Origin of the sequence: Cloacibacillus sp., from assembly GCF_020860125.1 — a bacterium.
In the GTDB taxonomy this organism is placed as follows: domain Bacteria; phylum Synergistota; class Synergistia; order Synergistales; family Synergistaceae; genus Cloacibacillus.
On sequence record NZ_JAJBUX010000018.1, the window covers coordinates 51970 to 77489 of the forward strand.

The window sequence follows — 25520 nt, forward strand, 5'->3', positions numbered from 1 at the left end:
TCCCCTGTCCTATTTCGCTTCGGCGGCCTTGACGGCCTCCGCCATATTTCTGCCGAGCTCGCGGCACAATTCAAGGTCGGCCTCGGTGGGGGAGGACTTGACCTCGATCGTCGGCTCGACGAGCTTCCAGTCGCCTCCCTGCTCCGCGAAGACCTGCAGCTCCGCTAAAGCTCCCTTACTCCAGCTGTAGGAGCCGCAGATGCCGAGCACGCGGTTCTTCATCATCTTATTCTTGAGCGCTCGGCAGAGCGTCGCCATCGGGGGATAGAGCTCCGTGTTATAGGTGCAGCTGCCGAGGACTAGGCCGCGGTATTTCCAGATGTCGCGCACGATATACGAAAGATTGGAGCGCGAGGCATCGTGGACGATAACGTCCTTCACCCCGGCCTCGCAGGCGGCGCGCGCGATGGTGTCCGTCATGAATTTAGTGTTGCCATACATCGAGCCGTAGACGATGACGATTCCCTCGTCGGTTTTGTGGCTGCTCCACTTGTCATAGAGGTCTACGATATGCTGCGGGTTCGAGCGGAGGATGGGGCCGTGGGCGGGGCAGATGATTTTAAGGTCGAGGGCGCGGACTTTGGCGATCGCCTTCTGCGCCGGTCCCGAGTAGCGGCCGACGATGTTTGCGAAGTAACGCAGAGTCTCGTCCTCGTAGAGCGTCATATCGAGTTCGTCGTCAAATATGCCGCCCTCCAGCGCGCAGAAGCCGCCGAAAGCGTCGGTGGAGAAGAGTACCTTCTCGGTCGTCTCATAGGCCACCATGCTCTCTGGCCAGTGGACCATGGGGATCATCGCGAACGCCAGCTTGTGATGGCCGAGGTCGAGCACGTCGCCCTCTTTTACCTCGATCATGCCGTCGGTGATGCCGTAGAAGGCGCCGATCATCTCGATCGTCTTTTTGTTGCCGACGATCTTCATTTCGGGATAGAGCTTGCGGAGGATGCTGATGGAACCTGAGTGGTCCGGCTCCATGTGGTTGACGACGAGGTAGTCGATGGCGCGGCCCTCGGGCATGATCGAGACAAGCCGCTCCATATAGGCGGAGAGCTTGTCGGCCTTAATGGTATCGATGATCGCGCACTTTTCGTCGTTGATAAAATAGGCGTTGTAGGCCACGCCGCGGGGGAGTTCCCAAAGACCCTCGAAGAGGTCGGTCTCGCGGTCGTTGCCGCCTATCCAATATATAGAATCAGTTACCTTGATTGCCTGCTGCATCATTTTTGCAGTTCCCTCCTTAAAAATATTGCCTATGCTTCATATTATATAACAACGAATTCAGTTTGCACGACGACAAATTGCCAGTTTTATAAACTAAGTAAACGGGGTTTGATAGCGTTGGTAAAAATTGAATGGATTGACTTGTCTGAAATTAATGCTCAAATGTTGCAATTTCGACGGAGTTGGGCAATAATAACAGCGTGTGGTTTTTTGTAAAATCTACTAGTGTGCTGATGGTCATTTATACGGTGACCTCATATGTTTCGCAAGGAGGCGGAGTAATTGTTCGAACCAACACAGCTCCAGGAAGTAGCAGAAGGAAAGAAGGCCTACGAAGCGGCTGTTGAAAAGGCGCTTACCAAAGGTCCCGAGAGAAAGGAAAACTTCACCACAGGCGGCGGTATTCCTCTTAAGAGGACATATACCCCAGAAGATGTCAACGGCGTAGACTACGCCAAAGATCTTGGATTCCCCGGCGCGTATCCCTACACCCGCGGCGTCCAGCCCACAATGTACAGAGGCCGTTTCTGGACGATGCGCCAGTATGCGGGCTTTGCTACGGCGGAGGATTCCAACAAGCGCTATCGTTACCTGCTGAGCCAGGGAACGACGGGGCTCTCTGTCGCTTTCGACCTTCCGACACAGATCGGCTACGACTCGGACGACCCCATGGCGGTGGGTGAGTGCGGTAAAGTCGGCGTCGCCGTCGACAGCCTTGCCGACGCGGAGATCCTCTTCGGCGGAATCCCCCTCGACAAAGTATCGACCTCAATGACGATCAATGCCCCTGCGTCAGTGCTTCTTTCAATGTACATCGCCGTTGCCGAAAAGCAGGGCGTGCCGATGAACGCACTCTCAGGAACGATCCAGAACGATATCCTCAAGGAATACATAGCGCGCGGCACATATATCTTCCCTCCCAAGCCGTCAATGCGCCTCATCACCGACATTTTTGACTTCTGCTCGAAGAATATCCCGAAATGGAACACTATCTCGATCTCCGGCTACCATATCCGCGAAGCCGGCTCGACCGCGATCCAGGAAGTGGCCTTCACGCTTGCCGACGGTATCGCTTATATCGAAGCGGCCATCAAGGCCGGACAGGACCCGAACGTATTCGGGAAGCGCCTCTCCTTCTTCTTTAACGCGCACAACGACTTTATTGAAGAGGTCGCGAAATTCCGCGCGGCGCGCAAGGTTTGGGCACGCATTATGAAGGAGCGCTTCGGAGTTACCGAAAAGGGCGCCCAGATGCTTCGCTTCCACACCCAGACCGCCGGATGCACGCTGACGGCGCAGCAGGCCGAGAACAACATCGTCCGCGTCGCCATTCAGACGATGGCGGCGGTATGCGGCGGCACACAGTCGCTGCACACCAACAGCCTTGACGAAGCTCTCGCCCTCCCGACTGACAAGAGCGTCCGCATCGCCCTCCGCACGCAGCAGATCGTCGCTTACGAGTCAGGCGTTACGAGCGTTGTAGACCCGCTTGCCGGCAGCTACGCCATCGAAGCTCTTACGAAAGAGATCGAAGAGGGCGCGTGGGAGTACATCAAGAAGATCGACGAGCTCGGTGGCATGATGACGGCCATTGAGAAGGGATACCCGCAGAAGAACATCCAGGATGCGGCGTACCAGTACCAGAAATCGATCGAATCCGGCGACCGTATCATCGTCGGCGTCAACAAGTTCCATATCGAAGAAGACATGTCAGAGCGCAAACTCCTTAAGGTCGACGCAAGCGTAGGCGTGAACCAGATTAAGAAGCTCCGCGAAATGAAAGCTAACCGCGACAACGTCAGAGTCAAGACGACGCTTGACGCAATCCGCGAGGGCGCGAAGGGCGACGCGAACCTTATGCCGCTCATCCTCGACGCCGTACACGCGTACGCGACAGAGGGCGAGATCTGCGGCGTGCTCCGCGAGGTCTTTGGCGAGTACCAGGAGAACGTGGTTCTTTAGAATCGCGAGTGCTTTTTAAGGAGGAAGAAATTATGGACCGTAAAATTCGCGTAGTTGTTGCGAAACCAGGACTTGACGGCCACGACCGTGGCGCGAAGGTCATAGCAAGAGCATTCAGAGACGCAGGCATGGAGGTCATCTACACAGGTCTCCGCCAGACACCGGAACAGATAGTTGCCACAGCGATCCAGGAAGACGCAGACGCCATCGGTATCAGCATCCTTTCAGGAGCGCATGAGTACTGCTTTAAGGCCATCATCGATCTTCTCAAAGAGAAGCACGCGGAGGACATTATCGTCTTCGGCGGCGGAGTCATCCCCGAGACCGACTATCCGACGCTTCTCGGCTTCGGCGCGGGCGCGATCTTCGGCCCCGGAACGCCGACCACCGAGACGATTGAATGGCTCGAAAAGGCGGTAGCCGAAAAGAGAGCAAAAGAGGCGTAAAATTATGGAAATCAAAAATGTAGATCATATCGGAGTAGCCGTAAAGAGCATCGACGAAGCCCTTAAATTCTGGGAAGACACCCTCGGCGTGAAGTGCCACGGCGTTGAGGAAGTCGCCGAGCAGAGAGTCAAGACGGCCTTCCTGCCCATCGACGATACAGAGTTTGAGCTTCTTGAGGGAACGACGGAGGACAGCCCTGTCTCGAAGTTCATCGAGAAAAACGGACAGGGAATCCAGCACGTCGCGGTCAGAGTCGCCGACATAGAAGCGGCGCTTGCCGAACTTAAAGAAAAAGGCGTGCGTCTTATTGATGAAAAGCCCCGTATCGGCGCGGGCGGCGCGAAGATCGCCTTCGTTCATCCGAAGGCCAGCGGCGGAGTGCTTCTTGAACTCTGCCAGCGCGATTAACTAAGGAAAAAGGCTCCCGTGCCAGGGCGGCACGGGACGCCTTGTCCATAGCACTACCTGTGGAAAAACGGCTATGCGGGGAGCTGGCTGGGCTTTCATCTAAGAAATTATGAGGAGGTAAGAAGTAATGGCGGACAAAACGATCGACGAACTGTGCGCTGCTCTGGTTGCCAAACGCGAAAAAGCGGCTCTTGGCGGCGGAGAAAAGGCCATCGCCAAACAGCACGACAAGGGTAAGATGACCGCACGTGAGCGCATCGACGCAGTTCTTGACCCCGGCAGCTTCGTGGAGATCGATGAATTTGTCGAGCACCGCTGCACCAACTTCGGGCTCGAAAAGACAACATTCCTCGGCGACGGCGTTGTAACCGGCTACGGCACGATAGACGGACGGATAGTCTACGTATTCAGCCAGGATTTCACAGTAATGGGCGGTTCGCTTGGCGAAATGCACGCCAAAAAGATCTGCAAGGTCCTTGACCTCGCCCTTACGAACGGCGCACCCTGCATCGGCATCAACGATTCAGGCGGAGCCCGTATTCAGGAGGCGGTCGACGCCCTTTCAGGTTACGGACAGATATTCTTCCGCAACGTCAAAGCCAGCGGCGTCATTCCGCAGTTCTCCATTATCGCCGGACCCTGTGCGGGCGGAGCCGTTTACAGCCCCGCGCTTACAGATTTCATCTTTATGGTAGACAAAGTCGGTATCATGCACATCACAGGTCCCGCGGTCATCAAGTCAGTCACCGGCGAAGACGTCACCTCCGAACAGATCGGCGGCGCCCGCGCTCACAACGCGACCTCAGGCTGCGCGCATTTCTTCGCGGCCAGCGAAGCCGAGTGCTACGCGCAGGTCCGCAAGGTAATGAGCTATCTTCCCAGCAATAACATGGAAGAGCCTCCTTATATGGAGACCGGAGATGATCCCTCGCGCATGGACGCGGAGCTTCACGAGATGGTTCCGACAAACCCGAATAAGGGTTACGACGTCCGCGACGTCATTAAAAAGGTCGTTGACAACGGTGACTTCTGTGAAGTACAGGAACTCTACGCCAAAAACATCGTCACCGGATTCGCGAGAGTCGGCGGACGCGTCATCGGAATCATCGCCAACCAGGCTAAATTCATGGCCGGATGCCTCGACATCGACGCCTCCGACAAGGCGAGCCGCCATATCCGCATCTGCGATGCGTACAATCTTCCTATCGTGACATTTGAAGACGTCCCCGGATATCTCCCCGGTCTAAACCAGGAGATGGGCGGTATTATCCGCCACGGCGCGAAGCTCCTCTATGCCTACAGCGAAGCGACGTCGCCGAAGATCACCATCGTCATGCGCAAGGCCTACGGCGGATCATATCTCGGTATGTGCAGCAAAGACCTGGGCGCTGACGTAGTCCTTGCCTGGCCGCAGGCTCAGATCGCGGTCATGGGCGCCGAGGGCGCGGCGAATATCATCTTCCGCAAGGAGATCGATGCCGCAGAGGACAAGACCGCCAAGCGCGCGGAGAAGATCGAGGAATACAAAGAGTCGTTTGCAAACCCATATCGCGCGGCGCAGCGCGGATTCGTTGATCGTGTCATCCTCCCCGAGGAGACGCGTCCCGCCCTCTATCAGGCACTTCTGATGACGGAGAGCAAGAGTGAACTTCGTCCGAAACGCAAGCATGGCATTCTGCCTAACTAGGGCAGGGGGAAGCCAATTATGACAGGATCATCTATCAGTTCATATTTTGTCGGCGTCTCGGGCAGGCTCACAATGTCGCTCATCGCCTTCAGCATCGTATTCATCGTCATCGTTGGGCTTATGCTCGTTATGATGGGGATGAAGCATGTCTGTTCGGCGATCGACAACATGGGCAAGCCGAAACCGGCCGCTACGGCGCAGCCGTCGCCGGCCCCCGCTGCCCCCGCTGCGCCCGCTCCGGCGGCTCCCGCCGCGGCGGTCTCTGCCGACGACGACGAACTTCTCGCAGTAATATCGGCCGCCATAATGGCAGCTTGCGGATCAACAGCGCGCGTAGTTGCCTTCAGTCCGGTAAAAGCCCCCGCACCGACCGCATGGAAGAATGTGGGCAGGCTCCAGAACACAGAAGGCTGCTAAGCCTCTGATAACAACAAAAATTTAGGAGGTTTTTTCTGATGTCACGCAAATACAGAGTCACAGTTAACGGAAAAGCATACGATGTAGATGTTGAAGAGATGGGTGCAGGCGCGGCTCCTGCTCCTGTAGCAGCCCCCGCTCCCGTAGCGGCACCCGTCCCTGTAGCGGCCCCCGCTCCCGCGGCGGCTCCTGCCCCAGCGGCAGCTCCCGCTCCCGCGGCCCCCGCTGGCGCAGGATCGATCACCGCTCCGATGCCCGGCAAAGTTCTTAAGATCCTAGTCGCTCAGGGCGCGGCTGTCACCACGGGTCAGCTCGTCCTCATACTTGAAGCGATGAAGATGGAAAATGAGATTTTCACCACCGTAGCGGGTTCTGTATCACAGATCTGCTGCAAAGAAGGAGATACAGTCAGCACTGGCGACACACTCCTGGTAGTAGCGTAGTCTGCGTTCGTGCAGTCTTTTCCTAGGGAGGAAAACTGAATGGAACTTTACTTGACCGCACTGAAGGGTGTGGTGGAACAGTCGGGATTCGTCGCGCTTAACGGGCCTACGCTCGTTATGCTGCTCGTCTCCTTCATCCTGCTCTATCTCGCCATTGCGAAGGGTTTTGAGCCTCTGCTGCTTATGCCCATCGCCTTTGGATGCCTTCTGGTCAACCTGCCGCTTTCAGGCATCGTTGATCCGGGCGGCTTCCTTTACTTTGTAAAATTTGGCATAGACCATGAACTTTACCCGGTTATTATCTTTATGGGTATTGGCGCTCTGACGGACTTCGGCCCCCTGCTTGCGAACCCTATCACCTTCCTTCTCGGTGCGGCGGCGCAGATAGGAGTCTTTTTCGCGGTCATCGGCGCTATGTTCATGGGCTTCACGATCCAGGAAGCGGCCGGCATCGGTATCATCGGCGGTGCTGACGGCCCGACGGCCATCTATCTCTGCGCGAAGCTCGCCAAGGATATCCTGCCAGCCGTCGCTGTCGCCGCTTACAGCTACATGTCGCTCGTGCCGCTGATCCAGCCCCCGGTCATCAAGCTTTTGACGACTAAAAAGGACCGTGCGATCAAGATGGAGCAGCTCCGTCCCGTCACGCGTACTGAACGCATCCTCTTCCCGATCGTTTCGACGATCGCCTGCGGACTCGTTCTGCCGGCCTCCGCCCCCCTCGTGGGAATGCTGATGTTCGGAAACCTTATGCGTGAATGCGGCTGCACCGAGCGTCTCTCGCTTGCGGCGCAGAATGAAGTGCTCAACGCGACGACGATATTCCTCGGAATCTCTGTCGGCGCGACGATGAGCGCTGAGTCATTCCTCACACTGGCGACGATCAAGATCATCTGCCTTGGGCTTATCGCCTTCGTATTCAGCACCGCGGGCGGCGTCTGCTTCGGACAGCTGATGAAGGTTGTCTCCGGCGGCAAGATCAACCCGATCATCGGCGCGGCCGGCGTATCCGCCGTCCCGATGGCGGCGCGCGTCTGCCAGAAGGTGGTATCGAAGGAGTTCCCGGGAAGCTACATCCTGATGCACGCTATGGGCCCGAATGTTGCCGGCGTTATCGGCACGGCCGTTGCGGCGGGAGCTATGCTTACCCTGCTCTCCAAATAACAAAATCGGCGTTTATAAGCACGATTTGCGTCATAACTCAGGGCTCTGGTGTCCTCGCCGTATGAAAATACGGCTCCGGTACCAGAGCCCTGAGTTATTTAGCAACTCGCACTTCTGAACGCCGATTTCCTTCGGGTAGGGAAAGAGATAAGCAGCGATTTACCAAAGATTTTGGCGCCCTCTCCGAGGGAGCTCCCCGCGAAGCGGGGTGAGGGAGAGTTGACCTTAGGTTCTCCCGCGGCTTTTGCCGCGGGCTCTGTTTGGCGCGGTTTCCGCGCCAAACAGAGCAACACTCCTTCCGTCTTGCCGCAAAAGCGGCGGCGATCCACCTCCCTCAGAGAGGGAGGCTAAAATGGCAAAGTCAAAAGCTAAACCGCAATTTATCATTGACCCCATCGAAGATAAATCGCTGTTTATCTCTTTTCCCCGCTCATATGAAATCGGCTTCGAAAAATTCACATGATAGCAGAAAAATCGGCGTGAAGAAGCACCGTATGCGTCATAAGCCGGTTTCTGAATGTCCTGCGGCAGGTGCATCCGCATGCCGCGGCAATATGGATAATTTGAAAGTGTCCCCGCCCTGTGGCGGGGACATTGCTTTGCAATCGCCGTATGAACAATACGGCTCCGGTACTCAGGGACCGGCTTATTTAGCCTACGGCACTTCTTCGCGCCGATTTTCCTTCTGGCTGGAGATAGATAAATCGCTATTTATGTTTTACCATATCGAAGATAAATCGGCGTTTAGACGTGTGAATAACGAAATAACTGAGGGCTTGGCAAGCGGAGGCGCACTAAAGTGCGGTGAGCATTGCCAAGCCCTCGGTTATGAAGTTAGTCGTGCGTATAAACGCCGATTTAAGGGAGATTATATCTCCCCATGATAAGAAGATCCGCGTATTTCCCGTCTTTCATGAAGGCGTATTTGAGACGCCCCTCTATTTGAAAGCCGAGCGATTCATAGAGATGGATCGCGCCGGCGTTGTCGGCGGCAACCTCTAGGTCGACGCGGACGAGCATCAGCCATTTGTCGGCGATCTCCAGCAGCTGCGAGAGAATCGCGCGGCCTACTCCCATATTCTGGTAATCGGCGTGTACGATGAGCGCGACAGAGGCGGTGTGGCGAAGGCGCGCCTTTTCCGTGAGGCGCAGCACGCCGTTGCCGATCACCTTTTCGCCCTCAGGCGTATCAATGACCGCCGAAAGCACCGGATCATTCGGTCCGACAGACTTCATCACCTCTTCCGTGAACGAGACGCTCTCCGAAAAAAGCGTCGGTATCGTCTCAATGACTCCGCGCATAGAACGTATCTCGTTGATATCCGCAATGTCGTTCTCTTTGAACGGCCTGATCCTGAATTCCATCTCCACGCCTCCCGTTCCTTTCTCCGCATTATAGTCTATACCTGCCTATCCGTCTTTCTTCTCAAATAGTATTCATGTTTTTCTTATGCTATACCCTCGATGAATTCTTTTAATAAAAATTCTCGGTTTTTAGGTATAAAATGACAAAATTTTATTGAACGTAAATTTGTACTTATCGTATAAGAATCGCCTCTTGTGAAGATATGGTAAAAGGTTCCCGCAGATTTTATATTTTATTCATTCTTTGGAGCACGTTGATTTGACTGCAGCATTTTGACTGCCCGCCAAGAATTGTATATTAAAAAATCGAGCAGCAGGATAGGAGGCATTGTATATGGAAATGAGTTTCAGCAATAATATTCAATACATCACTGTTTTTGTGCTCTACTTTGCCTGTTTTATTGGTTTTGGCGTCTATCAGGGGAGAAAGGTCTCCAATGAAGAGGATTACGCTATCGGCGGCCGTGATATCCCCGGCTGGGCCGCCGCCCTCTCCGAACGGGCCACTGGCGAGTCGTCATGGGCGCTTCTGGGGCTGCCCGGCTGGGCCTATGCCTCCGGCATGAGCTGTTTCTGGGTCCTGTTCGGCTGCGCGGTGGGGATAGCCTTCGCCTGGGCCGTTCTCGCCTACCGTATCAGACAAGTGGCGGAGGAAAAAGATGCCATTTCATTTGTCGATCTGATATCAAAGATGCACCCCGCCATGGAGTCAAGCATAAGGACCGTCAGCTGCATGGTCATCGTGTTTTTCTTCTTCTTTTACATCGGCGCCCAGCTTCTCGGAGGAGGAAAGGTATTTAACGTCATGTTCGGTATCAGCCCCGCGACGGGTATGGTCATCACAATGCTTATCATCATCCCCTATACCATATACGGCGGTTTTAAGAGCGTCATTTATACGGACTGTATCCAGGCGTTCCTGATGGTCTGCGCGCTCGGCATTGCTCCGATCCTTGGATTTATGGAGATCGGCGGCATGAGCGGCGTCTACGCGAACGGAATATTCGCGGCGCTGCATAAGGCAGGCTCCTCCTATACGAATATTCTGGGCGGCGGCAGCGGCTGGGCGATGTTCGCCGGAGTGCTGGGCGGCTTCGCCTATGTCTTCGGCTATTTAGGCGGCATGCCGCAGCTTACGATGCGTTTTATGGCGATCAAGGATTTTAAAAACACGATCACCGCGCGTAATATCGGTATCGTCTGGACGCTGATCGCCTACTTCGGAGCCTGTTCCATAGGCTGGCTCGGCCTTGCGATATGGGGGCCGTCCGGACTTCCAGACCCGGAATCCGTATTCCCGATGGTGATGCTGAAATTCTTCCATCCGACAATCGCCGCGCTTTTCATCGTCGCCGCCTTCGCCGCGCTCATCTCCACCGCGGACTCTCTGTTGGTACTGGCCTCGACGGAGTTCTCCGTCAACATCGTCAAACGTTATTTCACCAAGGATTCCGATTCGCGGCAGGAGCTTAAATTCGCCAGGATCATGACGGCCCTGATGGCGGTGCTGGCTCTTGGAACTGCATATGTCGTCCCCTCCAACCTGATCTTTAAGATTATCGGCTATGTCTGGGCAGGTATCGGCGATCCCTTCTCCGTGATTATCCTGCTCACCTTCTTCTGGAAAAAGTTCAGCGCCAAGGGGGCCTTCGCGGTGGTCTGCGTCGGGATGCCCTTTACGATCTTCTGGGTGATGTCCGGCCTAGACGCGAAGGTGATCCCCGCGCTCTTTATGTCATTCGCGGTGAGCCTCGCCGTAGGAATCGCCGCCTCCATCATCTGGCCGAACAAGGTTGCTGCCTAGGCAGATAAAACATAATACAAACGATAAAGGAGAAATATGAAGATGAATATCGCCGCTGTAAAAGAAAACCCCGCGAAAAAATATGGAATACTTGGCGTTCCCTGGGATGAGGACGCCTCGCACGGTCGTCCCGGTTCGCGTTTCGCGCCGGAGTCGATAAGAAAAAACGCCTCCTGGATATTCGACCGCATAATCGACAACAAGGTCATGGATCTTGAAGAGTTCCGGCTGATCGACTTTTGCGACGCCGAGGTGAAGGATTTCGGCGACGTGGAGATCTGCTCATACGACCATTTTGAAACGAAGAAGCGTATCGAAAATAGGTGCCGCGAGCTGCATCAGGCGAAGTACATACCGGTGCTTCTCGGAGGCGACTGCTCGATAACCTGGCCTCAGATAAAGGCGCTGCATGACAGCGTTAAGGGCAAGGTCGGGATAGTGCATTTTGACGGACACCTCGACCTGCTGGATTCCACCCCGATACAGGGGGAATTTTCGCACAGCAGTTCGATAAGGCGCGCGATAGAGCTGCTGCCGCGGGTGGATTCGAGGAACGTGGTGCAGATCGGCTGTCGCGCCTATAATTATCCCGACTACTATGAGTATATCGTGGAGAGGGGTATCACCGAGATCAGCCCGCGCGATTTCTACCGACTCGGGATAGAGGGTACCGCGAAGCTGACGCTTGAAAAGGCGGCGAGGGATACCGAGGTGATGTTCGTCACGATAGATATCGACGTGCTCGAGGGAATTTACGCCCCCGGAAGCGGCGCCAACGAGACAGGCGGCTTCAACACGTATGAGCTGCAGGAGCTGATGAAGCTGCTGGCGCCCTATACGCACTCCTTCAACGTGACCGAGGTTAATCCGCCCTTCGACCTTAAAAACGAATTCTCTTCGATCGCCGCTGCGAAGCTGATGTTTGACTTCCTCGTCCATAACTACCGGCCTACGGAGCGCGCAGCCAAAATAATGGACTGACCTCATCGGGCAAATATCTGAACTAAGAGGGCAGGCATGATAACTTCATGTCTGCCTTTAAAAGGTTATAATACTAAGGTATATGGAGGTGTTGGGAATGGAAGGATGGAAAATTACTCTGGCGCAGCTGGCTCCCACTTTGACGGAGGTGCGGAAAAACGCCGGGAGGGCTCTTGAAGTTATGTACGAGAGCGCTAGGCGCGGCAGCGGTCTCATCGTACTGCCGGAGCTTTATCTCTCCGGTTATGCCGTCTCCGGGTTTATCAAGAGCGAGGCGGAGAAAAGAGCTCTGCGGGCGGATGTGGCGGAGGGGCTTTCAATGCTGCGCGAGGGCGGTAAAAAGTCAAAGACGGACATTCTGGTCAGCTATCCGCTCTTTGAAGAGGGGGCGGAGAGGCCCTATATAGCGCTTGAATATATCGCCGGCGGGGAGACTCTCGCGCTGCACCGCAAAATAAATCTCTGCAACTATGCCCAATACACCGAACATCTTAATTTCACTGCGGGAGATGAGGTCGTCGTAGCAAAGTCTGAGCGGGGAAATGCTGGACTATTTGTTTGTGAGGATCTGTGGCATGTTACAAACGCCATCTTTGCCGTGAAGCTTGGAGCCGAAGTCCTTTTCTATCCATCCGCGGCGACGGTGCTCGAGAGGGGCGCCGCGCCGGGATGCCTCCGTAACTGGCAGCGTCTCACGGTTGGCACCGCTTTTTCACAGACGAGCTACGTCGTCTGCTGTAATCAGGCGGCCGGCGGAGGCGAGTATTATTTTGGGGGATCGCATGTGGTCGCCCCGGACGGCGAACTGCTTTTGCAGCTGCCGTTTTTCGAGGAGGCGGTCGCCGATGTCGTGCTTGACGGGAAACTGCTGCGCGAGGTCAGGGAGATGAGGCCCCTGGTCGCGAACGAGCGGTTGGATATCTACCGAAAATACATTTAAGGGGTCCGCGAGATGGACGAAAGAGGCTTTTTTCAGTTTCTCGTAGACGTGGCCCTGACAGCCGATTCCTTTCAGGAGCTTCTGCGGAAGATTGCGGAAAACCTCAAAAGCCCCGCCTGCTTTAAGGATGCTAACGGCACCATCTATATTGAGTCCGACGACCACGTCTTTAGCGAACAGGTCGGGGCCTATCCGCTGGAGGAGCTGCGGCAGCGTTATTTTATTGAAAAGATAAGGGACGGCGAGCGGCTGCTCGGGCATTTCCTGCTGCCTAAAGATTACGCCGCGGATATTGACGGGCGCATAGACTCCGCGGTGCTCTCCATACGCGTCTACTGCGCGAGGAAACGGGCGGAGAGCGAGCGGCGCCAGTCGGCGGAGTCAGATGTATTGCAGCGTTTTCTCACGGGAAAGCTGCGTCTTGAGAGGGCGGCGGCGGAATTCAAGGAGCGTCCCTTCCCCCTGGAGAGGGGCAGCATGGTCGCGGTGATCGGCTACGGTAAGAGCCAGCGCGACAGATCGCTGAAAGAGTCCGAGGCGCTGAGCGCGATAGACGAGAAGTTTGGCCGTTTTTTCAAGCGCTATGTGGCCTGGCATGAGAGAAAAAAGATCGTCATCGCCTTCACGCCGCAGTTTCCCATGGACGAGGGCGCGGCCTGCGACTTTATCGAATATACTATCGAAAATATAAAAAAACGGGACGAGACGGGAGAGATGTTTGAAAATCTCCGCATCGGTTTCGGCTCGATAAAAAATGACACCGAGGATCTGCCGAAAAGTTACGAGGAGGCGGAGATGGCTTTTCGCGTCGCCTGTCTTCTGAGCGGTGGCGGGGAGTGGTGCCGGGCCTGGCGTTCGCTTGGGGCAATGCGGCTTCTCATGCTCTTTGCCGGTCATCCCGAAACCGACAGATTTGTGGAGTCCGTGCTGGGAAAGCTTATCACGGAGAGTCCAAAGGGTGAATATGAGAACCTTTTGGATACCTTGGAGTGCATAGAAAAAAATTCATGGAATCTGAAACAGAGCTCCGTAGAAATGAATTTCCACTATAATACGTTAAAATATAGATATCAAAGAATACAGGAAATTTTGGATATCGATCTGGCTTTACCGGTCAACCGGTTCAACGTGGCGCTTGCTTTGAAATTATATTCTTTGAGGGGCAGATAATCTGTGGCTGACATAAGCGAGATAAAAAACAGGGAGATAAACGAGGCGCGGGCGCTCAATATACTGCAGCAGCTGATACGCATAAGGACCCATCAGCCGCAGGGCGACGAGGCCGACGCCGTAAAATATATCCTCTCCTTGATCGGCGGCAACGAAAGGATATCCCCGCGTGTGATATCGCACGGGGCAAACAGGAGCACTCTCCTGCTGCATATCAAGGGAAGGGCGGAGCGTCCTCCGGTCCTGCTGATGGGTCACCTCGATACGATCGGGCTGGAGAGCACTCTGCGCTGGAAGCATTATCCCTACAGCGCGGATTTTTCCGGCGGCTATGTCTTCGGCAGGGGAGCCATCAACAAGGGCGGGGCGACTGCGATGATCCTCGCGGCGGAGATACTCTCCCGCTGCGGCGAGCTTCCCTGCGATGTCTTCTTTGCCTTCACGGCGGACAACGACGAGGACGGCCTCGGGGCGAGGGCTCTCGTAGAGGGAAGTTTTCTGGAAGGTATTGGAGAGGTTATCTTTGTGCAGCCCACCGGCTGCATGATCGGTATCGCGCAGAAGGGGGTAGCCTGGGTCAGGGCTGAGGTCAGCGGGCATTACGCCCACGCGGCCTTTCCGAAACAGAGCGCGGACGTGGTGAAACTCCTTCTCGAATACCACAAAAAGCTGAATATAATGCTGCGCGGTGAGCCGCATCCCTATCTCGGTTATAACACCTGTGTCATCACTGAGCTTGAGTCAAAGGGGATAGCGCGCTATATGCTGCCCGGCAGCGCGAGAGCCTCTCTGGATATCAGGTTTCTCCCCGCGATAAACGAAAAGAAGATTCTATCGATGATCAACGGTACCGCCAAAGAATTGAATGAAAAATATCCGGAAGCCGGTTTCAAGATATGTGTGGACAATCTGCGACTGCCATGCGCGATGGACGAAAATTCCCCTCATATAAAGAGATTTGAGGATATATACAGATCGCTGGGATACAAACCAAAAAAGACGGGGATATACTATCTCTGTGATACATCCGTCGTCGTTCCCTCCCTCGGCATTCCCTTCGCCATAATAGGGCCGGGCGAGGATATCTATCACAGCAACGAGGATGAGAAGATCGCGCTGGAAGATATAAAGAAGATGGCTAAGCTGTACTGCAATTATATAGTCTCTTAACGCCGGTATACCCGCGGACTCAGTGGTACAAGAGCCGCCGCGGCGAGGAATACCGCGCCGTAGAGCAGGCGGTAGGCTCCAGCCGCGTCGCCCGCTAGCCGGATGAGGAATTCCATGATGATCGGCGTAATGAAGAACTGACTGGAATAGAGCAGGCCGAAGAGGACGGCGAGGCGCGTCACATAGCGCCGTCCCCCAAGGTCTATCGTCAGACACATAAAGGCCGGATAACCGAAGCCCATCGCGAGGCCGAAGGTAAAGCCGCAGAGCATCAGCATCGCAGGGGTGGAGACGAAGGTCATCGTGAACATCATCGCCGCCGTTACCGTAGTCGATACCGGCGCGCACAGCTTGCGCGGCAGCCGGTCGATGAGATGTCCGAAAATAATCCTGAACAACAGCGCCGTTCCCGCCGAGACGCTGAAGAAGTAGGAGGCGGCGACGCCTCGTTCCTGCGCCAGCTGCACAAAGCGCAGCTGCCCCGCGTCGGTGAGAGCGAATAGCATGGCTGAGATAATGAAAAAGATTATCTGCGGTCTCTTGAGCAGTACAAGATAAGAGGCCTTCTCCTCCGTTTCTCCGTACGCGTGTGTGGCTGCGTTCTCGGCGGGGAGCGGTGGCAGGCGCCTTATGGCGGCGATGCCGGCTGTCACCAGCAGCGGAAAGAAAAATATATAGCTTTTGAAAAAGCCCTCTGAGATCAGGAACTCCATCGCCGGCACAACGATGAGAGAGGGCAGATTGTAGGCGGTGGAGATCAGCCCGATGCTGCGGCCGCGGATATTTTCAGGTATAAACTGCCGCTCATAGGCCGTCATCATGATGCCGACGATCCCGAAGCCGGCGCCGGCGACGGCGCGCCACAGGATCACGCTCTTCACCATTCCCGCAAAGAGCGCGACGCCCGCCGCGCTGACGAAGAAACAGCCGTAGCCGAAACGTATCAGGCTGCGGCCTCCGAAGCGCTGTTCCGCTATCGGGATAAAGGGGCGCAGCGAGAAAGAGACCCCGTAGCACACCCCCATGACTACGCCGCCTAGCTCTCCCGCGGAGATTCCGATTCCCGCGAGGTAGGGAAGCATGAAGTAATAGCCGCTCTCAAGCGCGGTGCTGATAAAGGTGATACAGAAAAACAGCAGTATATAACCCCACGCCGAGGCTGGGATGCTGGGATTATCTCTTGTCGGTGAGACGTACTTCGGCATAAATATCCCTCCGCGGAAATCAATCTTACGATTAACAAGGATACAGGGAGATTGTAACGTTACAGGGTAATTAATGCCACAGTAAAGTTTTATTTTGTTTGAATAAAACGGGCTCCGCTCTCCCGCCGTAGCGGGAGAGCGGAGCCTGTCTGCTAAATCGACGTCGTACCTTATACCTTATTATTTATCAAGCATTTCCAGAATGCCGTCGCTGTAAGCCTTGGTGCGCAGAAATCCCTCTTCGTAGCACTCCTTCACCATGGCCTTGAAGGCGTTCTGCTCGAGGTTGTATAGCTGGCGCACGGAGATGCCGCCGGGGGTGCTGGTCTCCGCGAGCAGTCCGCTGATGTTGTCGATATTGTTCTCCCACACCTTGAGGCAGCCCTCTACGGTACCGAAGGCCATCTTAGCCGCCGTCTTGTGGTCGATGCCTAGCAGCAGCGCCGACTCGACGATGCCCTGGAAAAAGGCGTAAACGGGCGCTGGGCCGGTGAGCGAGGTTATCGCGTTGATCTTATCCTCACCGAGGGCGAGACAGGTGCCCATCGCGCCGAAGATCTTCATCAGATCGGCCCTCTGGGACTCACTTACCTTGGAGTTGAAGGCGACGGCGATGACGCCGTGGCCGATCCTGCTCGGCGGGTTGGGCAGGGCGCGCGCCACCGCCGCGCCGGGAACGTTGTTTTCGTAAAGCGCCATGGGGATTCCGGAAGAGATGGAGACGATTGTCTTCCCCGTGAAGTCGTAACCGCCGAGAGTTTTCGCCATATCGATGGCGTTGTCGGAGCGCACGCACATAAAGACGTAGTCGGCGGCGGCAATCATATCTTTAGGCTCGCAGCAGACGGTGAGGCCGTATTTCCCGCTCATATATGCGAGGCGCTCCGCGCTCACGTCATAAAGGAAGATATCCGACGGCTTGGTGATGTTGCTCGCCGTTATCTTCTGGCTTAAAATCTCCGCGATCGCTCCTGAACCCATAAATCCTATCTTCATTTTCTACCACTCCTGTATTGTATTAGTTTTTTTATAGACTTTAGCGCTAACCGGTACGATAGCGGCAGTCGCCAGTAAGACGCCTCCGTAGATTATTCTGTACGCCAGCGCGGCGCTTCCGGTCATGCCGATAAAAAACTCCATAATCACCGGCGTCAGGAAAAAGAGGCCGGAATAGATCAGTCCGAAGACCACCGCGAGGCGGGTGACATATCTCCGGCCTCCGAGGTCCAGTATAAGACACATGAAGGCGGGATAGCCAAAGCCCATCCCGATGCCAAAGATAAAGCCGTATAGCATGAGCGCCGAGGGAGACGAGGCCGTAGTCATCATCAGCATCATCGCCGCCGTAATGGACGTCGCTCCCGCGGCGCAGATCTTGCGGGGCAGGAGGTCGATCAGTTTCCCGCAGAGAATGCGGAAGAGCAGCGCCGTGCCGGCCGAGACGCTGAAAAAGTATGAGGCAGCAAGTCCCAGCTCGCCGGAGAGTTGAACGAACGTAAGCTGTCCTGCGTCCGTCAGCGCGAAGAGGGCGGCCGAGGCCGCGAAGAGCGCGATCTGCGGATTACGGAGCAGTGAGATATATGAAAGCCGTGCGCCATCTTTTTCCCCCGCCACCTGGGACTCATCATTCCCGATCTTTGGCAGCTTGCGGACGGCGGCCGTTCCCGCAGCGATCAGCAGGGGAAAGAAGAAGATATAGCAGCGGTAGAACTCTCGTGTGATGAGAAACTCCATTACGGGGACGATCACCAGCGATGGGAGGTTGTAGGCCGTCGTTATCAGCGCGATGCTGCGGCCTCTGATCTTTTCGGGGATAAACCGCCGCTCGTAAGCGGTGAGAGAGACCCCGACCATACTCAGCCCGAGGCCGAATATCCCGCGCCAGGCGATAACGGAGCCCATTGCCCCCGAAAAGAGCGCCACCCCGGCGGCGCTGATGAAAAAGCAGGCGTAGCCTCCCCAGAGCATCTTGTCGTCGCCGAGGCGCTGCTCGAAGAGTGGGACGAGGGGGCGGGAGAAGAATGAGACGCCGTAGCATATCCCCATAGCTACGCCCCCGAGCGCGCCGAGGGAAATGCCTCGGCCCTCAAGATAGGGGAGCAGAAAATAATAGCCGCTCTCCATGGAGGCGCTGATAAAGGTGATAGAGAAAAATATGAGAATATAACCGAGTTCCGGGCTTAATATTTTCTTCGTCCCGTTCATCTCGCCATCTCTAATATCGCGTACGCCATCAGCCTCGTGCTTTCCATCAGGTTGGTGATCAAAAGCCTCTCGTTTGCTCCGTGCGCCCTGTCGTCCTCGTTTTCAAAGGTGGCCCCGTAGGGAACCATGTTGGGCATCCTCTTGGAGTATGTACCGCCGCACATACTGACGAGATAGGGCTCTTTACCGGTGGCGTTGTGATAGCCGCGCTGGAGGGTCTTTATCAGCGGATGCTCCGGGCTGTAGAAGAGCGGCGCCGCCTTCGCGAAGGGATCAAAGCTGCCGCCCGCCGCGGAGAAGGTCTGTTCCAGCGCAGCGCATACACTGTCGAAGGATATCGTCTCGGCTGGGATGTATATGCCGCAGGTGACGGTGATGGAATGCTTGTCGCCGCTGATTTTCGCCATATTCACGGTCAGCGCGCCGCAATGTGCGTGTGAGGCCCTTATGCCAAGCGAGCGGCCGTCCGCCTCCACGCCGATTTTGTCCGCGAGGAAACGCACGAATTTTCCGGCGCCGCCGCTGATTTCAGCGGCTTGGAGGAGGATCAGCAGTCTGCCGACGGCGTTTTCTCCAAGCTCGGGCAGTGTGGCGTGAGCCGCTTTCCCGTAAACGGTAATGGTAAGATGGTCGCTGGCGGCGGCTATTTTTGTTTTCCAGCCGTTCCTTTTAGCCGCGGCGGCAACGGCGCTTGCGGTTCTTTCAAGTGCCTGTATCTCTCCCCTGAGCACGGCCTCCGCTCTCGCGGGGACCGAGCCGACACTTTCACCGCCGGCTATCTTTTCCAAAGAAAGTCCTTCCTCTGAAGTTGTTTCAAATACCGCCGTGGAGGTAAATTTTATCGTTCCCTTTTCCGTATTGACTACCGGATAGGCTCCGTCAGGGGTAAAGGCGTAGAGCGGCGGCCGTTCACTTTTAAGATAAGCCTCCACGTCGCGCATTTTGCCGCTCTCTTCGTCCATGCCGAAGATTATCCGCACTCTCTTCGAAAGCGGGATACCGAGGTCTGCCACCGCCTTCAAGGCGTAGAGAGAGCTGAAAAGCGGTCCCTTATCGTCCTGCGTGCCGCGTCCGAGAATGGCCCCGTTTTTAACGCATCCGCAGAACGGCTCGAAATCCCAGCCCTCGCCGGGAGCCACCACGTCAAGGTGTCCCATGACGGCCACCGTCTCTTCTCCGTCGCCGTAATCGGCCCAGCATATTTTACCGTCCAGATCCGTAACTTTGAAATCCAGCTGTCTGGCGCAGGCCATCGCGTGGTCGGCGGCGCGGGCTATCTCCATGCCGTAGGGAAAACCGCTGGCGTCCTCCGCGCAGAGGCTGGGAATGCGTACACTTTCACATACGCTCTGCACCAGCCGCGGAAGATATGATTTTACGATCCTGTCGAGCCTCTCGTTCATTGCAGAAGCCTAGAGAAAATCGCAGATGTATTCTGAAATTTCGCCACAGCGGACTTTAAATACGGTATTTGCCGGCACGTCATAGCAGCCGCCGGTCTCCACCAGCCGCCAGTCTTTGTCTCCCGGAAATAAAACTTCGACCGCGCCGCCCGTCATTATCACCTTCTCCGGACCGTCCGAATGGAACTCAAACTCCCCGGGGAGATATACGCCAAGAGTCTGCGTCTTTCCGTCTGGATAGCGAAGAGTGCGGCTCTGCACCTTGCCGTCGCAGTAGATATTTACCTTTACCTTGACATCGACTGAATTTATGAATTCTGACATCACATATCCTCCTGTTCTCTTGATTAATGGGGAAGAGCGCCGCGCTCCTCCCCATAGCAGCTACTGTTAGACTTTTTAGTTTTCGTCGGCAGCCTTAGCGCCGGACTTAGCAGCCGCCTTGGCCGCCAGTCTCGCCGCCTTTTCAGGGTTCAGATAATCCGTCTCAAATTCCTTGACCAGCTTGAATATTACTGGCGAGAGCAGTGTCAGGGCGATGACGTTTACATAGACCGGCAGGGCCGACTGTATATCAAGCATCATCCATACGACTGAGGGGACGGTCCCGTGATAGAAGAAGAACATCGAGACGCAGAGGGGAACCATCGGCCCCGTGTAGCGTACAAACCTCACATATTTCATGCGCTCCTCGTGGGGCTTATTCTGAACACAGTAGACGATGAGCGATTCCAGATATGAGAACCAGCCCGTTGTCGTGGTGAGGGAGAAGATTATCATAAAGAACGCCAGCATGTGCGGGGCATATCCGCCGAAGGCTATCCCCAGCGCTTCGCCGACCGAACCGGCGCCGCCGCGTCCTGTCTGCCACGCGCCGGTGATGATGACCATCAAGCCGGTGATGGTGCAGACGACCATCGTATCCATGAAGACCTCCATCGCGCCCCACAGTCCCTGGCGTCCCGGATGGTCGACGTTGACGGCCGCGTGGATGATCGGCGAGCTGCCCCAGCCGGCCTCGTTGCTGTATACGCTTCTTGCCACGCCGACCTGAACGACCTTCATCACCGTAACTCCGGCAAAGCCTCCGACCGCCGCGTAGGGCTGGAAGGCATAATAGAATATCGATTTGATACCGGCGATCGCAGCCGGCAGGTCCTTAATTATTATCAGCAGTCCAGCGGCCAGATAGCAGATCACCATCGCAGGTACGGCGCGTTCCGCGAATTTTACGATACGCGGGATACCGCCGAGTACGATCACATAGCAAATCCCAGTATAGAATATCGCGCAAAATATGGCGGTCGTTCCCGAAAGTTTGAAGGCGCTTTGCAGGGCTTCAACGATCGTGTACGGTCCGGGCGCGAAATAGAAGGCGCCGATCATCATCACGGTGAAGATGAGGGATAGTATCTTGCACCACTTCCAGCCTTTACCCTCCACAAGTCCCTTTTGGATATAATACGCCGCGCTTCCGTACGATGAACCGTCCTCATAGCGCTGCTTATAATGCTGAGTAAGGACGATCTCGCTCATCTTGGTGACCATTCCCACCAACGCCGCCATCCACATCCAGAAGAGCGCTCCCGGTCCGCCGATGGCGATCGCGCTTGCCACGCCGGCGATATTGCCGTTGCCTACGGTGCCGCCCAGCGCCGTGGCAAAGGCGCCAAAGGAAGAAACCTTGCTTTCTCTGACTTTTTTGTTCTTACGGAAGAGACCTCCCAGGGTATTATAGAAGATATCCCCAAAACGGCGGAACTGGAAAAAACCCGTTCCGATAGTGAGGAACAGCCCGAGAAGAAGAAACATTATTGCGAAATATTTGTTCCAGAGTACGGTCCACGCGACATATTCGAGCGCCGCTTCCACCTGTTTTGCTATCGTTGCATCCATGCCGGTACCTCCGTGATTTGTATAATCGATAAATAAGTGTTATTATTGTTTGACTAAGGTGCTTAAAAGCAGTAGGATGTTGTTTTTTCGTTGTGCTGACGCTTCACGCGTCGCTTGTTACGTAAACAGGCAGGAAGGGACAACTTCCTGCCTGCATTTATTCCAGATAAACTTATTTTTCCCAGAGTTTTACGTTCTTTTCTACCTCTACTTTTTCTTTGTAGAAGATGCCGCGCTTTGCCTGTTCGGCCATGACCCAGTTATAGAAGTCGTCGTCCTTGGCGAGTTTTTCCGCGGCGAGCATTCCCTTGCCGGTGAGTTTCCCGTCGACCATCGCGCGCGCGAAGATGCCGCAGGTGCAGGCGGTAGTCCAGGCCATCGAAGTGTAGCCCGTTTCGGGGATTTCCTTCTGGGCGATCTCCCAAGTGTACGTCACACGGTCATCGCCTTTGATGCCCTTGACGACGATCTTCAAGACGGACATGTCGACCTCTCCCGGCTGTCTCTGATATTTCTTTGAGAAGATGTCGATAAGAATGTCGCGTGGGACCTGTTTGACCTTGCCGAGCATTCTCTCTTCCTTGTCGAAGAGGTCAAGGTCGTTGAGCAGGCGCATCTGCGCCGCAAGGCCGGGCCAGCGGACGGTGTAGGCCGCCATCTCGGGTACGTCCTTGAAGCTGCGGAAGAGCCCGCCGAGTCCGTTGCTTGTGAAGCATTCGAGATTTTTGAATTCCTCTATCTCAAAGTCCATTACCTCGCTGAGAGCGGGGATGACCATCTCTTTACCGCCGCGGACGACCGTCGTCGGCTGGTTGAACTGGTTGAGATTGTCGGAGATCGACCAGGTAGTGAAATAGTTGAAGGGAGGACGGGGATTCACGGGGAGGCCGCCGCCGACGTAGACGTACATCTCTTCGCACTTATCGAGCTTGTAATAGCCGCGCCCGCCGAAGAAGTTGCTCATGCCGGGCTCAAAGCCGATCATTGAGATGCCGAGCCCGCCGGTCTCCTGGCCGATTTTGTCATAGGGTTCGTCTGAACGGCCGTGCATGCTGGAAACATTGGAGATCTTTTTACCGAGCTCCATCGCAATCTGAGTTACCAGATAGCCGACAGTCCCTGGCATTGCCGCGGTGATGATGTCACAGTCAGCCGAAAGCTTTGCGATCAGATCCTTATCGGTAGCGGAGCCTTTGACTGTTTCGACACTTGGATAGAGACGCTTGGTCTCGGCAAGGTTTTCCTCGCTCATGTCCAGCACGACAAAATCAAAATCGCTGATCATGTCGTGAACTATGCAGCGGCCTACCATTCCCGCGCCGATCTGTAGAGCTTTTTTCTTTGTTGCCATCTTTGTTCCTCCTATTGATATGAATTTATTTTGCTGACAATAAGAAATTAATGGATACGATGTATACTTGAAAACAAATTCTGGCACTACCATAGGTTCATCCAACGATCTGATGTGAATATATCATGTCTTTTGTATATCGTCAAGCATTGATTTTGTTTGTACTGATGCGTCGTGATAGCGTTACAATATGTGATAATCGCATGAAATACCACTATAAATCAGTGCCCAGGCGAAAATACGATCACGTAGGGTGGGATCTATCGAAATAAATAGAAACTGCTGATAATTCATGTAAACAGTACGGCGATTTTATTGACAGGAGTCGATTTATCGTAAATGAAGCGGCTGTCAGGGCAGTCATTTTTAGCATCCATTTCTGCAGCCACGGATCAGTAATGGAGGCCTATCCGATTGATGCGTGAGTTTTCCATAATGTTTATTGCAGAAGTTTGCGCTGCCCTGCGGACATATGCAAAGCGGCGCCGATTTTAGCCTGTAAGGCTGGATAAGGGTAAAAGGCGCGGGGACCGCGCATATGTTAATAATCAGCGGTCCTTGCCTCATCATTTTAATTCCGATATATTGATATTACTGTACCATTTCCGCGTCCCAGAATTTATATTCCCCGACCTTGTTCATCCATACGTCGCGTACCTTGTCCTGATTGACGAGGTAACAGAAGTTGCCATAATAGAGCGGCGATACGGGTGTCGCGTCCATGAGTATCTTTTCCGCGTTCTTGAGATGCCCGTTACGCGTGGTACCCGATGTTTTCTGCGCCATCAAAATTTCCTGTTCAAAGGCCTTATGTTCCGGATTGAGGACCGTGTCGTTGGGAGCCACTTTTGACTTTTTCCATCTCCACTGGCATTCATTCCAGCTGCTGTCTGTCGCGTAGGCATCGAAGAAGGTCATCGGATCAGCATAATCGCCGGTCCAGTTGCCGCCGCTGATTATGAAATCCCCTCTTTTTCTCTTGTCGACGAGCACCTGCCATTCCATATTGTCAAGCTCAACTTTAACGTTAAGGTTGTTTTTCAGCATCTCCTGGATAGCCTCGGACATCTTTTTAAGAGATTCTCTCGTTACGTAGGTATAGGTTACCTTCGGGAAGCCCTTTCCATTGGGATATCCGGCCTCTGCCAATAATTTTTGCGCCTCTTCCACGCGCGCGGCATTGGGGTCGATACCGTACTCTGTGGTCGGCTTGCCGTTCTTGTCGAGAGTTCTGAAGCTTTCGCCTGTCGAGAGTGAAAGTACTGGAGGGACGATGCCTGTCGCAGGAGTCTCTCCGCCTTTGAGAGCGGATTCGCAGATCGCCTTTCTGTTGAGCGCGAGCGCGAAGGCTTTTCTGACACGCACGTCGTTGAATGGAGGTTTGTCGACGTTGAAGATGATGTATGCGGTCTGCATTCTCGGTGTGAATACCAGATTAGGTTCTTCGGCGATGAGTCTTGGAATCTCTGCCGGCGGTATTTCCGGATTTACATGGATATCTCCCGCGTTGAACGCGTTAAGTGCGGTTGTTTGGTCGGAGACGAATACCATTTTTACCTTATCAATCTTCACATTCTTGCTGTCATAATACTGGGGATTTTTGGCAATCGTGAGGTTGTCGCCGATTTTATAGGATTCCAGAACGAACGGTCCGTTCGAGATACAGGTCTTGGGGTTCTTTTCCCACCCGTCGCCATATTTTTCCACGATGTCCTTTCTTACGGGCATGAAGGAGAAGAATGTCGTCAGGTTGAGGAAATAGGGCACCTTCGATTCCAGAACGACCTGAAATGTCTTATCATCCAGGGCCTTGACGCCGACTTCGCTTGCCTTTACCTTTCCGTCAAAGAATGCCTTCGCGTTTTTTATATACGAGGTACCCATATACGAATACTCTGAACCGGCTTTGGGGTCAAGGAGTCTCAGCCACGCGTACTCAAAGTCTTTAGCGGTGACGGGTTTCCCGTCAGACCATGTGATATTCGGCTTCAGATAAAAGGTATAGGTAAGTCCGTCCGGAGATATCGTATATTTCTCCGCCTGTCCGGGGGCCAGCTTGCCGTCTTTTGTATCTTTCATCAGTCCCTCGAAGATGTTGCCTATGACGAAACTCCCTCCAGAATCATCGATCGAGGGGTCCCAAGCTTTGATTTCCTTACCGTGGTTGAATACCAACACCTTCGGCGCCGCGTATGCAACGGCCGCCTGTGAGAAGAAAGCTGTGAATACAAGTACGATGGCTGCTATCAATTCAAATCTCTTTTTTGTCAACATGTGGATG

Annotated in this window: 23 protein-coding genes; 13 read left to right on the forward strand and 10 right to left on the reverse strand. The window is 54.6% G+C overall.

Annotated elements, in window-relative coordinates; all coding sequences use genetic code 11:
• Positions 1-9: 9 nt before the first annotated feature.
• Entirely contained in the window at positions 10-1218 is a 1209-nt protein-coding gene (locus LIO98_RS02425; protein WP_291953058.1) for an FprA family A-type flavoprotein, read from the reverse strand.
• A gap of 285 nt (positions 1219-1503) precedes the next feature.
• On the opposite strand from LIO98_RS02425, the gene LIO98_RS02430 reads away from it, so the two are divergent.
• From LIO98_RS02430 to LIO98_RS02465, 8 genes are all read left to right on the forward strand, one after another.
• Complete coding sequence (locus LIO98_RS02430) at positions 1504-3183, forward strand: methylmalonyl-CoA mutase family protein (protein ID WP_291952983.1); 1680 nt, start codon at positions 1504-1506, stop codon at positions 3181-3183.
• Positions 3184-3212: 29 nt separating this feature from the next.
• On the forward strand, positions 3213-3629 hold the full coding sequence (locus LIO98_RS02435) for a cobalamin B12-binding domain-containing protein (protein WP_291953059.1): 417 nt from the start codon (positions 3213-3215) through the stop codon (positions 3627-3629).
• 4 nt (positions 3630-3633) lie between these two features.
• Positions 3634-4038, forward strand: a complete 405-nt coding sequence (mce, locus tag LIO98_RS02440; protein ID WP_066743437.1) for a methylmalonyl-CoA epimerase — start codon at positions 3634-3636, stop codon at positions 4036-4038.
• Between the two features lie 127 nt (positions 4039-4165).
• On the forward strand, positions 4166-5725 hold the full coding sequence (locus LIO98_RS02445) for an acyl-CoA carboxylase subunit beta (RefSeq protein ID WP_291952984.1): 1560 nt from the start codon (positions 4166-4168) through the stop codon (positions 5723-5725).
• Positions 5726-5743: 18 nt separating this feature from the next.
• Positions 5744-6142, forward strand: a complete 399-nt coding sequence (locus tag LIO98_RS02450) for an OadG family protein (protein ID WP_291952985.1) — start codon at positions 5744-5746, stop codon at positions 6140-6142.
• Between the two features lie 38 nt (positions 6143-6180).
• On the forward strand, positions 6181-6585 hold the full coding sequence (locus LIO98_RS02455; protein WP_291952986.1) for a biotin/lipoyl-containing protein: 405 nt from the start codon (positions 6181-6183) through the stop codon (positions 6583-6585).
• Between the two features lie 39 nt (positions 6586-6624).
• On the forward strand, positions 6625-7749 hold the full coding sequence (locus LIO98_RS02460; protein ID WP_291952987.1) for a sodium ion-translocating decarboxylase subunit beta: 1125 nt from the start codon (positions 6625-6627) through the stop codon (positions 7747-7749).
• 434 nt (positions 7750-8183) lie between these two features.
• Positions 8184-8633: a hypothetical protein gene (locus tag LIO98_RS02465; RefSeq protein WP_291952988.1), complete on the forward strand. Its 450-nt coding sequence runs from the start codon at positions 8184-8186 to the stop codon at positions 8631-8633.
• Here LIO98_RS02465 and LIO98_RS02470 read toward each other — a convergent pair.
• Entirely contained in the window at positions 8608-9114 is a 507-nt protein-coding gene (locus tag LIO98_RS02470; protein WP_291952989.1) for a GNAT family N-acetyltransferase, read from the reverse strand. The genes LIO98_RS02465 and LIO98_RS02470 overlap by 26 nt on opposite strands.
• 334 nt (positions 9115-9448) lie before the next feature.
• Between LIO98_RS02470 and LIO98_RS02475 the strand changes: the two genes are divergently transcribed.
• The 5 genes from LIO98_RS02475 to LIO98_RS02495 all read left to right on the forward strand — a co-directional run bounded on the left by LIO98_RS02475 (position 9449) and on the right by LIO98_RS02495 (position 15179).
• Positions 9449-10918 (forward strand): sodium/proline symporter, encoded by a 1470-nt coding sequence (locus LIO98_RS02475; protein WP_291952990.1) that lies wholly within the window; start codon positions 9449-9451, stop codon positions 10916-10918.
• A 36-nt stretch (positions 10919-10954) separates the two neighbouring features.
• Complete coding sequence (locus LIO98_RS02480; RefSeq protein WP_291952991.1) at positions 10955-11899, forward strand: agmatinase family protein; 945 nt, start codon at positions 10955-10957, stop codon at positions 11897-11899.
• 97 nt (positions 11900-11996) lie between these two features.
• The gene (locus LIO98_RS02485) at positions 11997-12839 is read left to right on the forward strand and encodes a nitrilase-related carbon-nitrogen hydrolase (RefSeq protein WP_291952993.1); all 843 of its coding nucleotides are present in this window, start codon (positions 11997-11999) and stop codon (positions 12837-12839) included.
• 12 nt (positions 12840-12851) lie between these two features.
• On the forward strand, positions 12852-14009 hold the full coding sequence (locus LIO98_RS02490; protein ID WP_291952996.1) for a PucR family transcriptional regulator: 1158 nt from the start codon (positions 12852-12854) through the stop codon (positions 14007-14009).
• 3 nt (positions 14010-14012) lie between these two features.
• Positions 14013-15179, forward strand: coding sequence for a M20/M25/M40 family metallo-hydrolase (locus LIO98_RS02495; RefSeq protein ID WP_291952997.1), 1167 nt, complete (start codon positions 14013-14015; stop codon positions 15177-15179).
• Here LIO98_RS02495 and LIO98_RS02500 read toward each other — a convergent pair.
• The 8 genes from LIO98_RS02500 to LIO98_RS02535 all read right to left on the reverse strand — a co-directional run bounded on the left by LIO98_RS02500 (position 15176) and on the right by LIO98_RS02535 (position 25510).
• A complete protein-coding gene (locus tag LIO98_RS02500) occupies positions 15176-16384 on the reverse strand; it encodes an MFS transporter (RefSeq protein ID WP_291952999.1) in 1209 nt (402 codons plus the stop codon). The genes LIO98_RS02495 and LIO98_RS02500 overlap by 4 nt on opposite strands.
• Positions 16385-16564: 180 nt before the next feature.
• Complete coding sequence (locus tag LIO98_RS02505) at positions 16565-17380, reverse strand: pyrroline-5-carboxylate reductase dimerization domain-containing protein (RefSeq protein WP_291953001.1); 816 nt, start codon at positions 17378-17380, stop codon at positions 16565-16567.
• A 3-nt stretch (positions 17381-17383) separates the two neighbouring features.
• Positions 17384-18589 (reverse strand): MFS transporter, encoded by a 1206-nt coding sequence (locus tag LIO98_RS02510; protein ID WP_291953003.1) that lies wholly within the window; start codon positions 18587-18589, stop codon positions 17384-17386.
• The gene (locus LIO98_RS02515; RefSeq protein WP_291953005.1) at positions 18586-19992 is read right to left on the reverse strand and encodes a Sapep family Mn(2+)-dependent dipeptidase; all 1407 of its coding nucleotides are present in this window, start codon (positions 19990-19992) and stop codon (positions 18586-18588) included. The genes LIO98_RS02510 and LIO98_RS02515 overlap by 4 nt, the downstream gene beginning before the upstream one ends.
• A gap of 9 nt (positions 19993-20001) precedes the next feature.
• The gene (locus tag LIO98_RS02520) at positions 20002-20316 is read right to left on the reverse strand and encodes a pyrimidine/purine nucleoside phosphorylase (protein WP_291953007.1); all 315 of its coding nucleotides are present in this window, start codon (positions 20314-20316) and stop codon (positions 20002-20004) included.
• 75 nt (positions 20317-20391) lie between these two features.
• Positions 20392-21888, reverse strand: a complete 1497-nt coding sequence (locus tag LIO98_RS02525) for an amino acid carrier protein (protein ID WP_291953009.1) — start codon at positions 21886-21888, stop codon at positions 20392-20394.
• A gap of 172 nt (positions 21889-22060) precedes the next feature.
• Positions 22061-23239: a saccharopine dehydrogenase C-terminal domain-containing protein gene (locus LIO98_RS02530; protein ID WP_291953011.1), complete on the reverse strand. Its 1179-nt coding sequence runs from the start codon at positions 23237-23239 to the stop codon at positions 22061-22063.
• A 591-nt stretch (positions 23240-23830) separates the two neighbouring features.
• Positions 23831-25510, reverse strand: a complete 1680-nt coding sequence (locus LIO98_RS02535) for a peptide ABC transporter substrate-binding protein (protein WP_291953013.1) — start codon at positions 25508-25510, stop codon at positions 23831-23833.
• Positions 25511-25520 lie beyond the last annotated feature (10 nt).

What these genes read in the sequence shown, in the direction of transcription:
- LIO98_RS02425 (WP_291953058.1), bottom strand. Translation starts at nt 1,218, where the DNA reads ATGCAGCAGGCAATCAAGGTAACTGATTCTATATATTGGATAGGCGGC.
- mce (WP_066743437.1), top strand. Translation starts at nt 3,634, where the DNA reads ATGGAAATCAAAAATGTAGATCATATCGGAGTAGCCGTAAAGAGCATC.
- LIO98_RS02445 (WP_291952984.1), top strand. Translation starts at nt 4,166, where the DNA reads ATGGCGGACAAAACGATCGACGAACTGTGCGCTGCTCTGGTTGCCAAA.
- LIO98_RS02450 (WP_291952985.1), top strand. Translation starts at nt 5,744, where the DNA reads ATGACAGGATCATCTATCAGTTCATATTTTGTCGGCGTCTCGGGCAGG.
- LIO98_RS02455 (WP_291952986.1), top strand. Translation starts at nt 6,181, where the DNA reads ATGTCACGCAAATACAGAGTCACAGTTAACGGAAAAGCATACGATGTA.
- LIO98_RS02460 (WP_291952987.1), top strand. Translation starts at nt 6,625, where the DNA reads ATGGAACTTTACTTGACCGCACTGAAGGGTGTGGTGGAACAGTCGGGA.
- LIO98_RS02465 (WP_291952988.1), top strand. Translation starts at nt 8,184, where the DNA reads ATGAAATCGGCTTCGAAAAATTCACATGATAGCAGAAAAATCGGCGTG.
- LIO98_RS02470 (WP_291952989.1), bottom strand. Translation starts at nt 9,114, where the DNA reads ATGGAATTCAGGATCAGGCCGTTCAAAGAGAACGACATTGCGGATATC.
- LIO98_RS02475 (WP_291952990.1), top strand. Translation starts at nt 9,449, where the DNA reads ATGGAAATGAGTTTCAGCAATAATATTCAATACATCACTGTTTTTGTG.
- LIO98_RS02480 (WP_291952991.1), top strand. Translation starts at nt 10,955, where the DNA reads ATGAAGATGAATATCGCCGCTGTAAAAGAAAACCCCGCGAAAAAATAT.
- LIO98_RS02485 (WP_291952993.1), top strand. Translation starts at nt 11,997, where the DNA reads ATGGAAGGATGGAAAATTACTCTGGCGCAGCTGGCTCCCACTTTGACG.
- LIO98_RS02490 (WP_291952996.1), top strand. Translation starts at nt 12,852, where the DNA reads ATGGACGAAAGAGGCTTTTTTCAGTTTCTCGTAGACGTGGCCCTGACA.
- LIO98_RS02500 (WP_291952999.1), bottom strand. Translation starts at nt 16,384, where the DNA reads ATGCCGAAGTACGTCTCACCGACAAGAGATAATCCCAGCATCCCAGCC.
- LIO98_RS02505 (WP_291953001.1), bottom strand. Translation starts at nt 17,380, where the DNA reads ATGAAGATAGGATTTATGGGTTCAGGAGCGATCGCGGAGATTTTAAGC.
- LIO98_RS02510 (WP_291953003.1), bottom strand. Translation starts at nt 18,589, where the DNA reads ATGAACGGGACGAAGAAAATATTAAGCCCGGAACTCGGTTATATTCTC.
- LIO98_RS02515 (WP_291953005.1), bottom strand. Translation starts at nt 19,992, where the DNA reads ATGAACGAGAGGCTCGACAGGATCGTAAAATCATATCTTCCGCGGCTG.
- LIO98_RS02520 (WP_291953007.1), bottom strand. Translation starts at nt 20,316, where the DNA reads ATGTCAGAATTCATAAATTCAGTCGATGTCAAGGTAAAGGTAAATATC.
- LIO98_RS02525 (WP_291953009.1), bottom strand. Translation starts at nt 21,888, where the DNA reads ATGGATGCAACGATAGCAAAACAGGTGGAAGCGGCGCTCGAATATGTC.
- LIO98_RS02530 (WP_291953011.1), bottom strand. Translation starts at nt 23,239, where the DNA reads ATGGCAACAAAGAAAAAAGCTCTACAGATCGGCGCGGGAATGGTAGGC.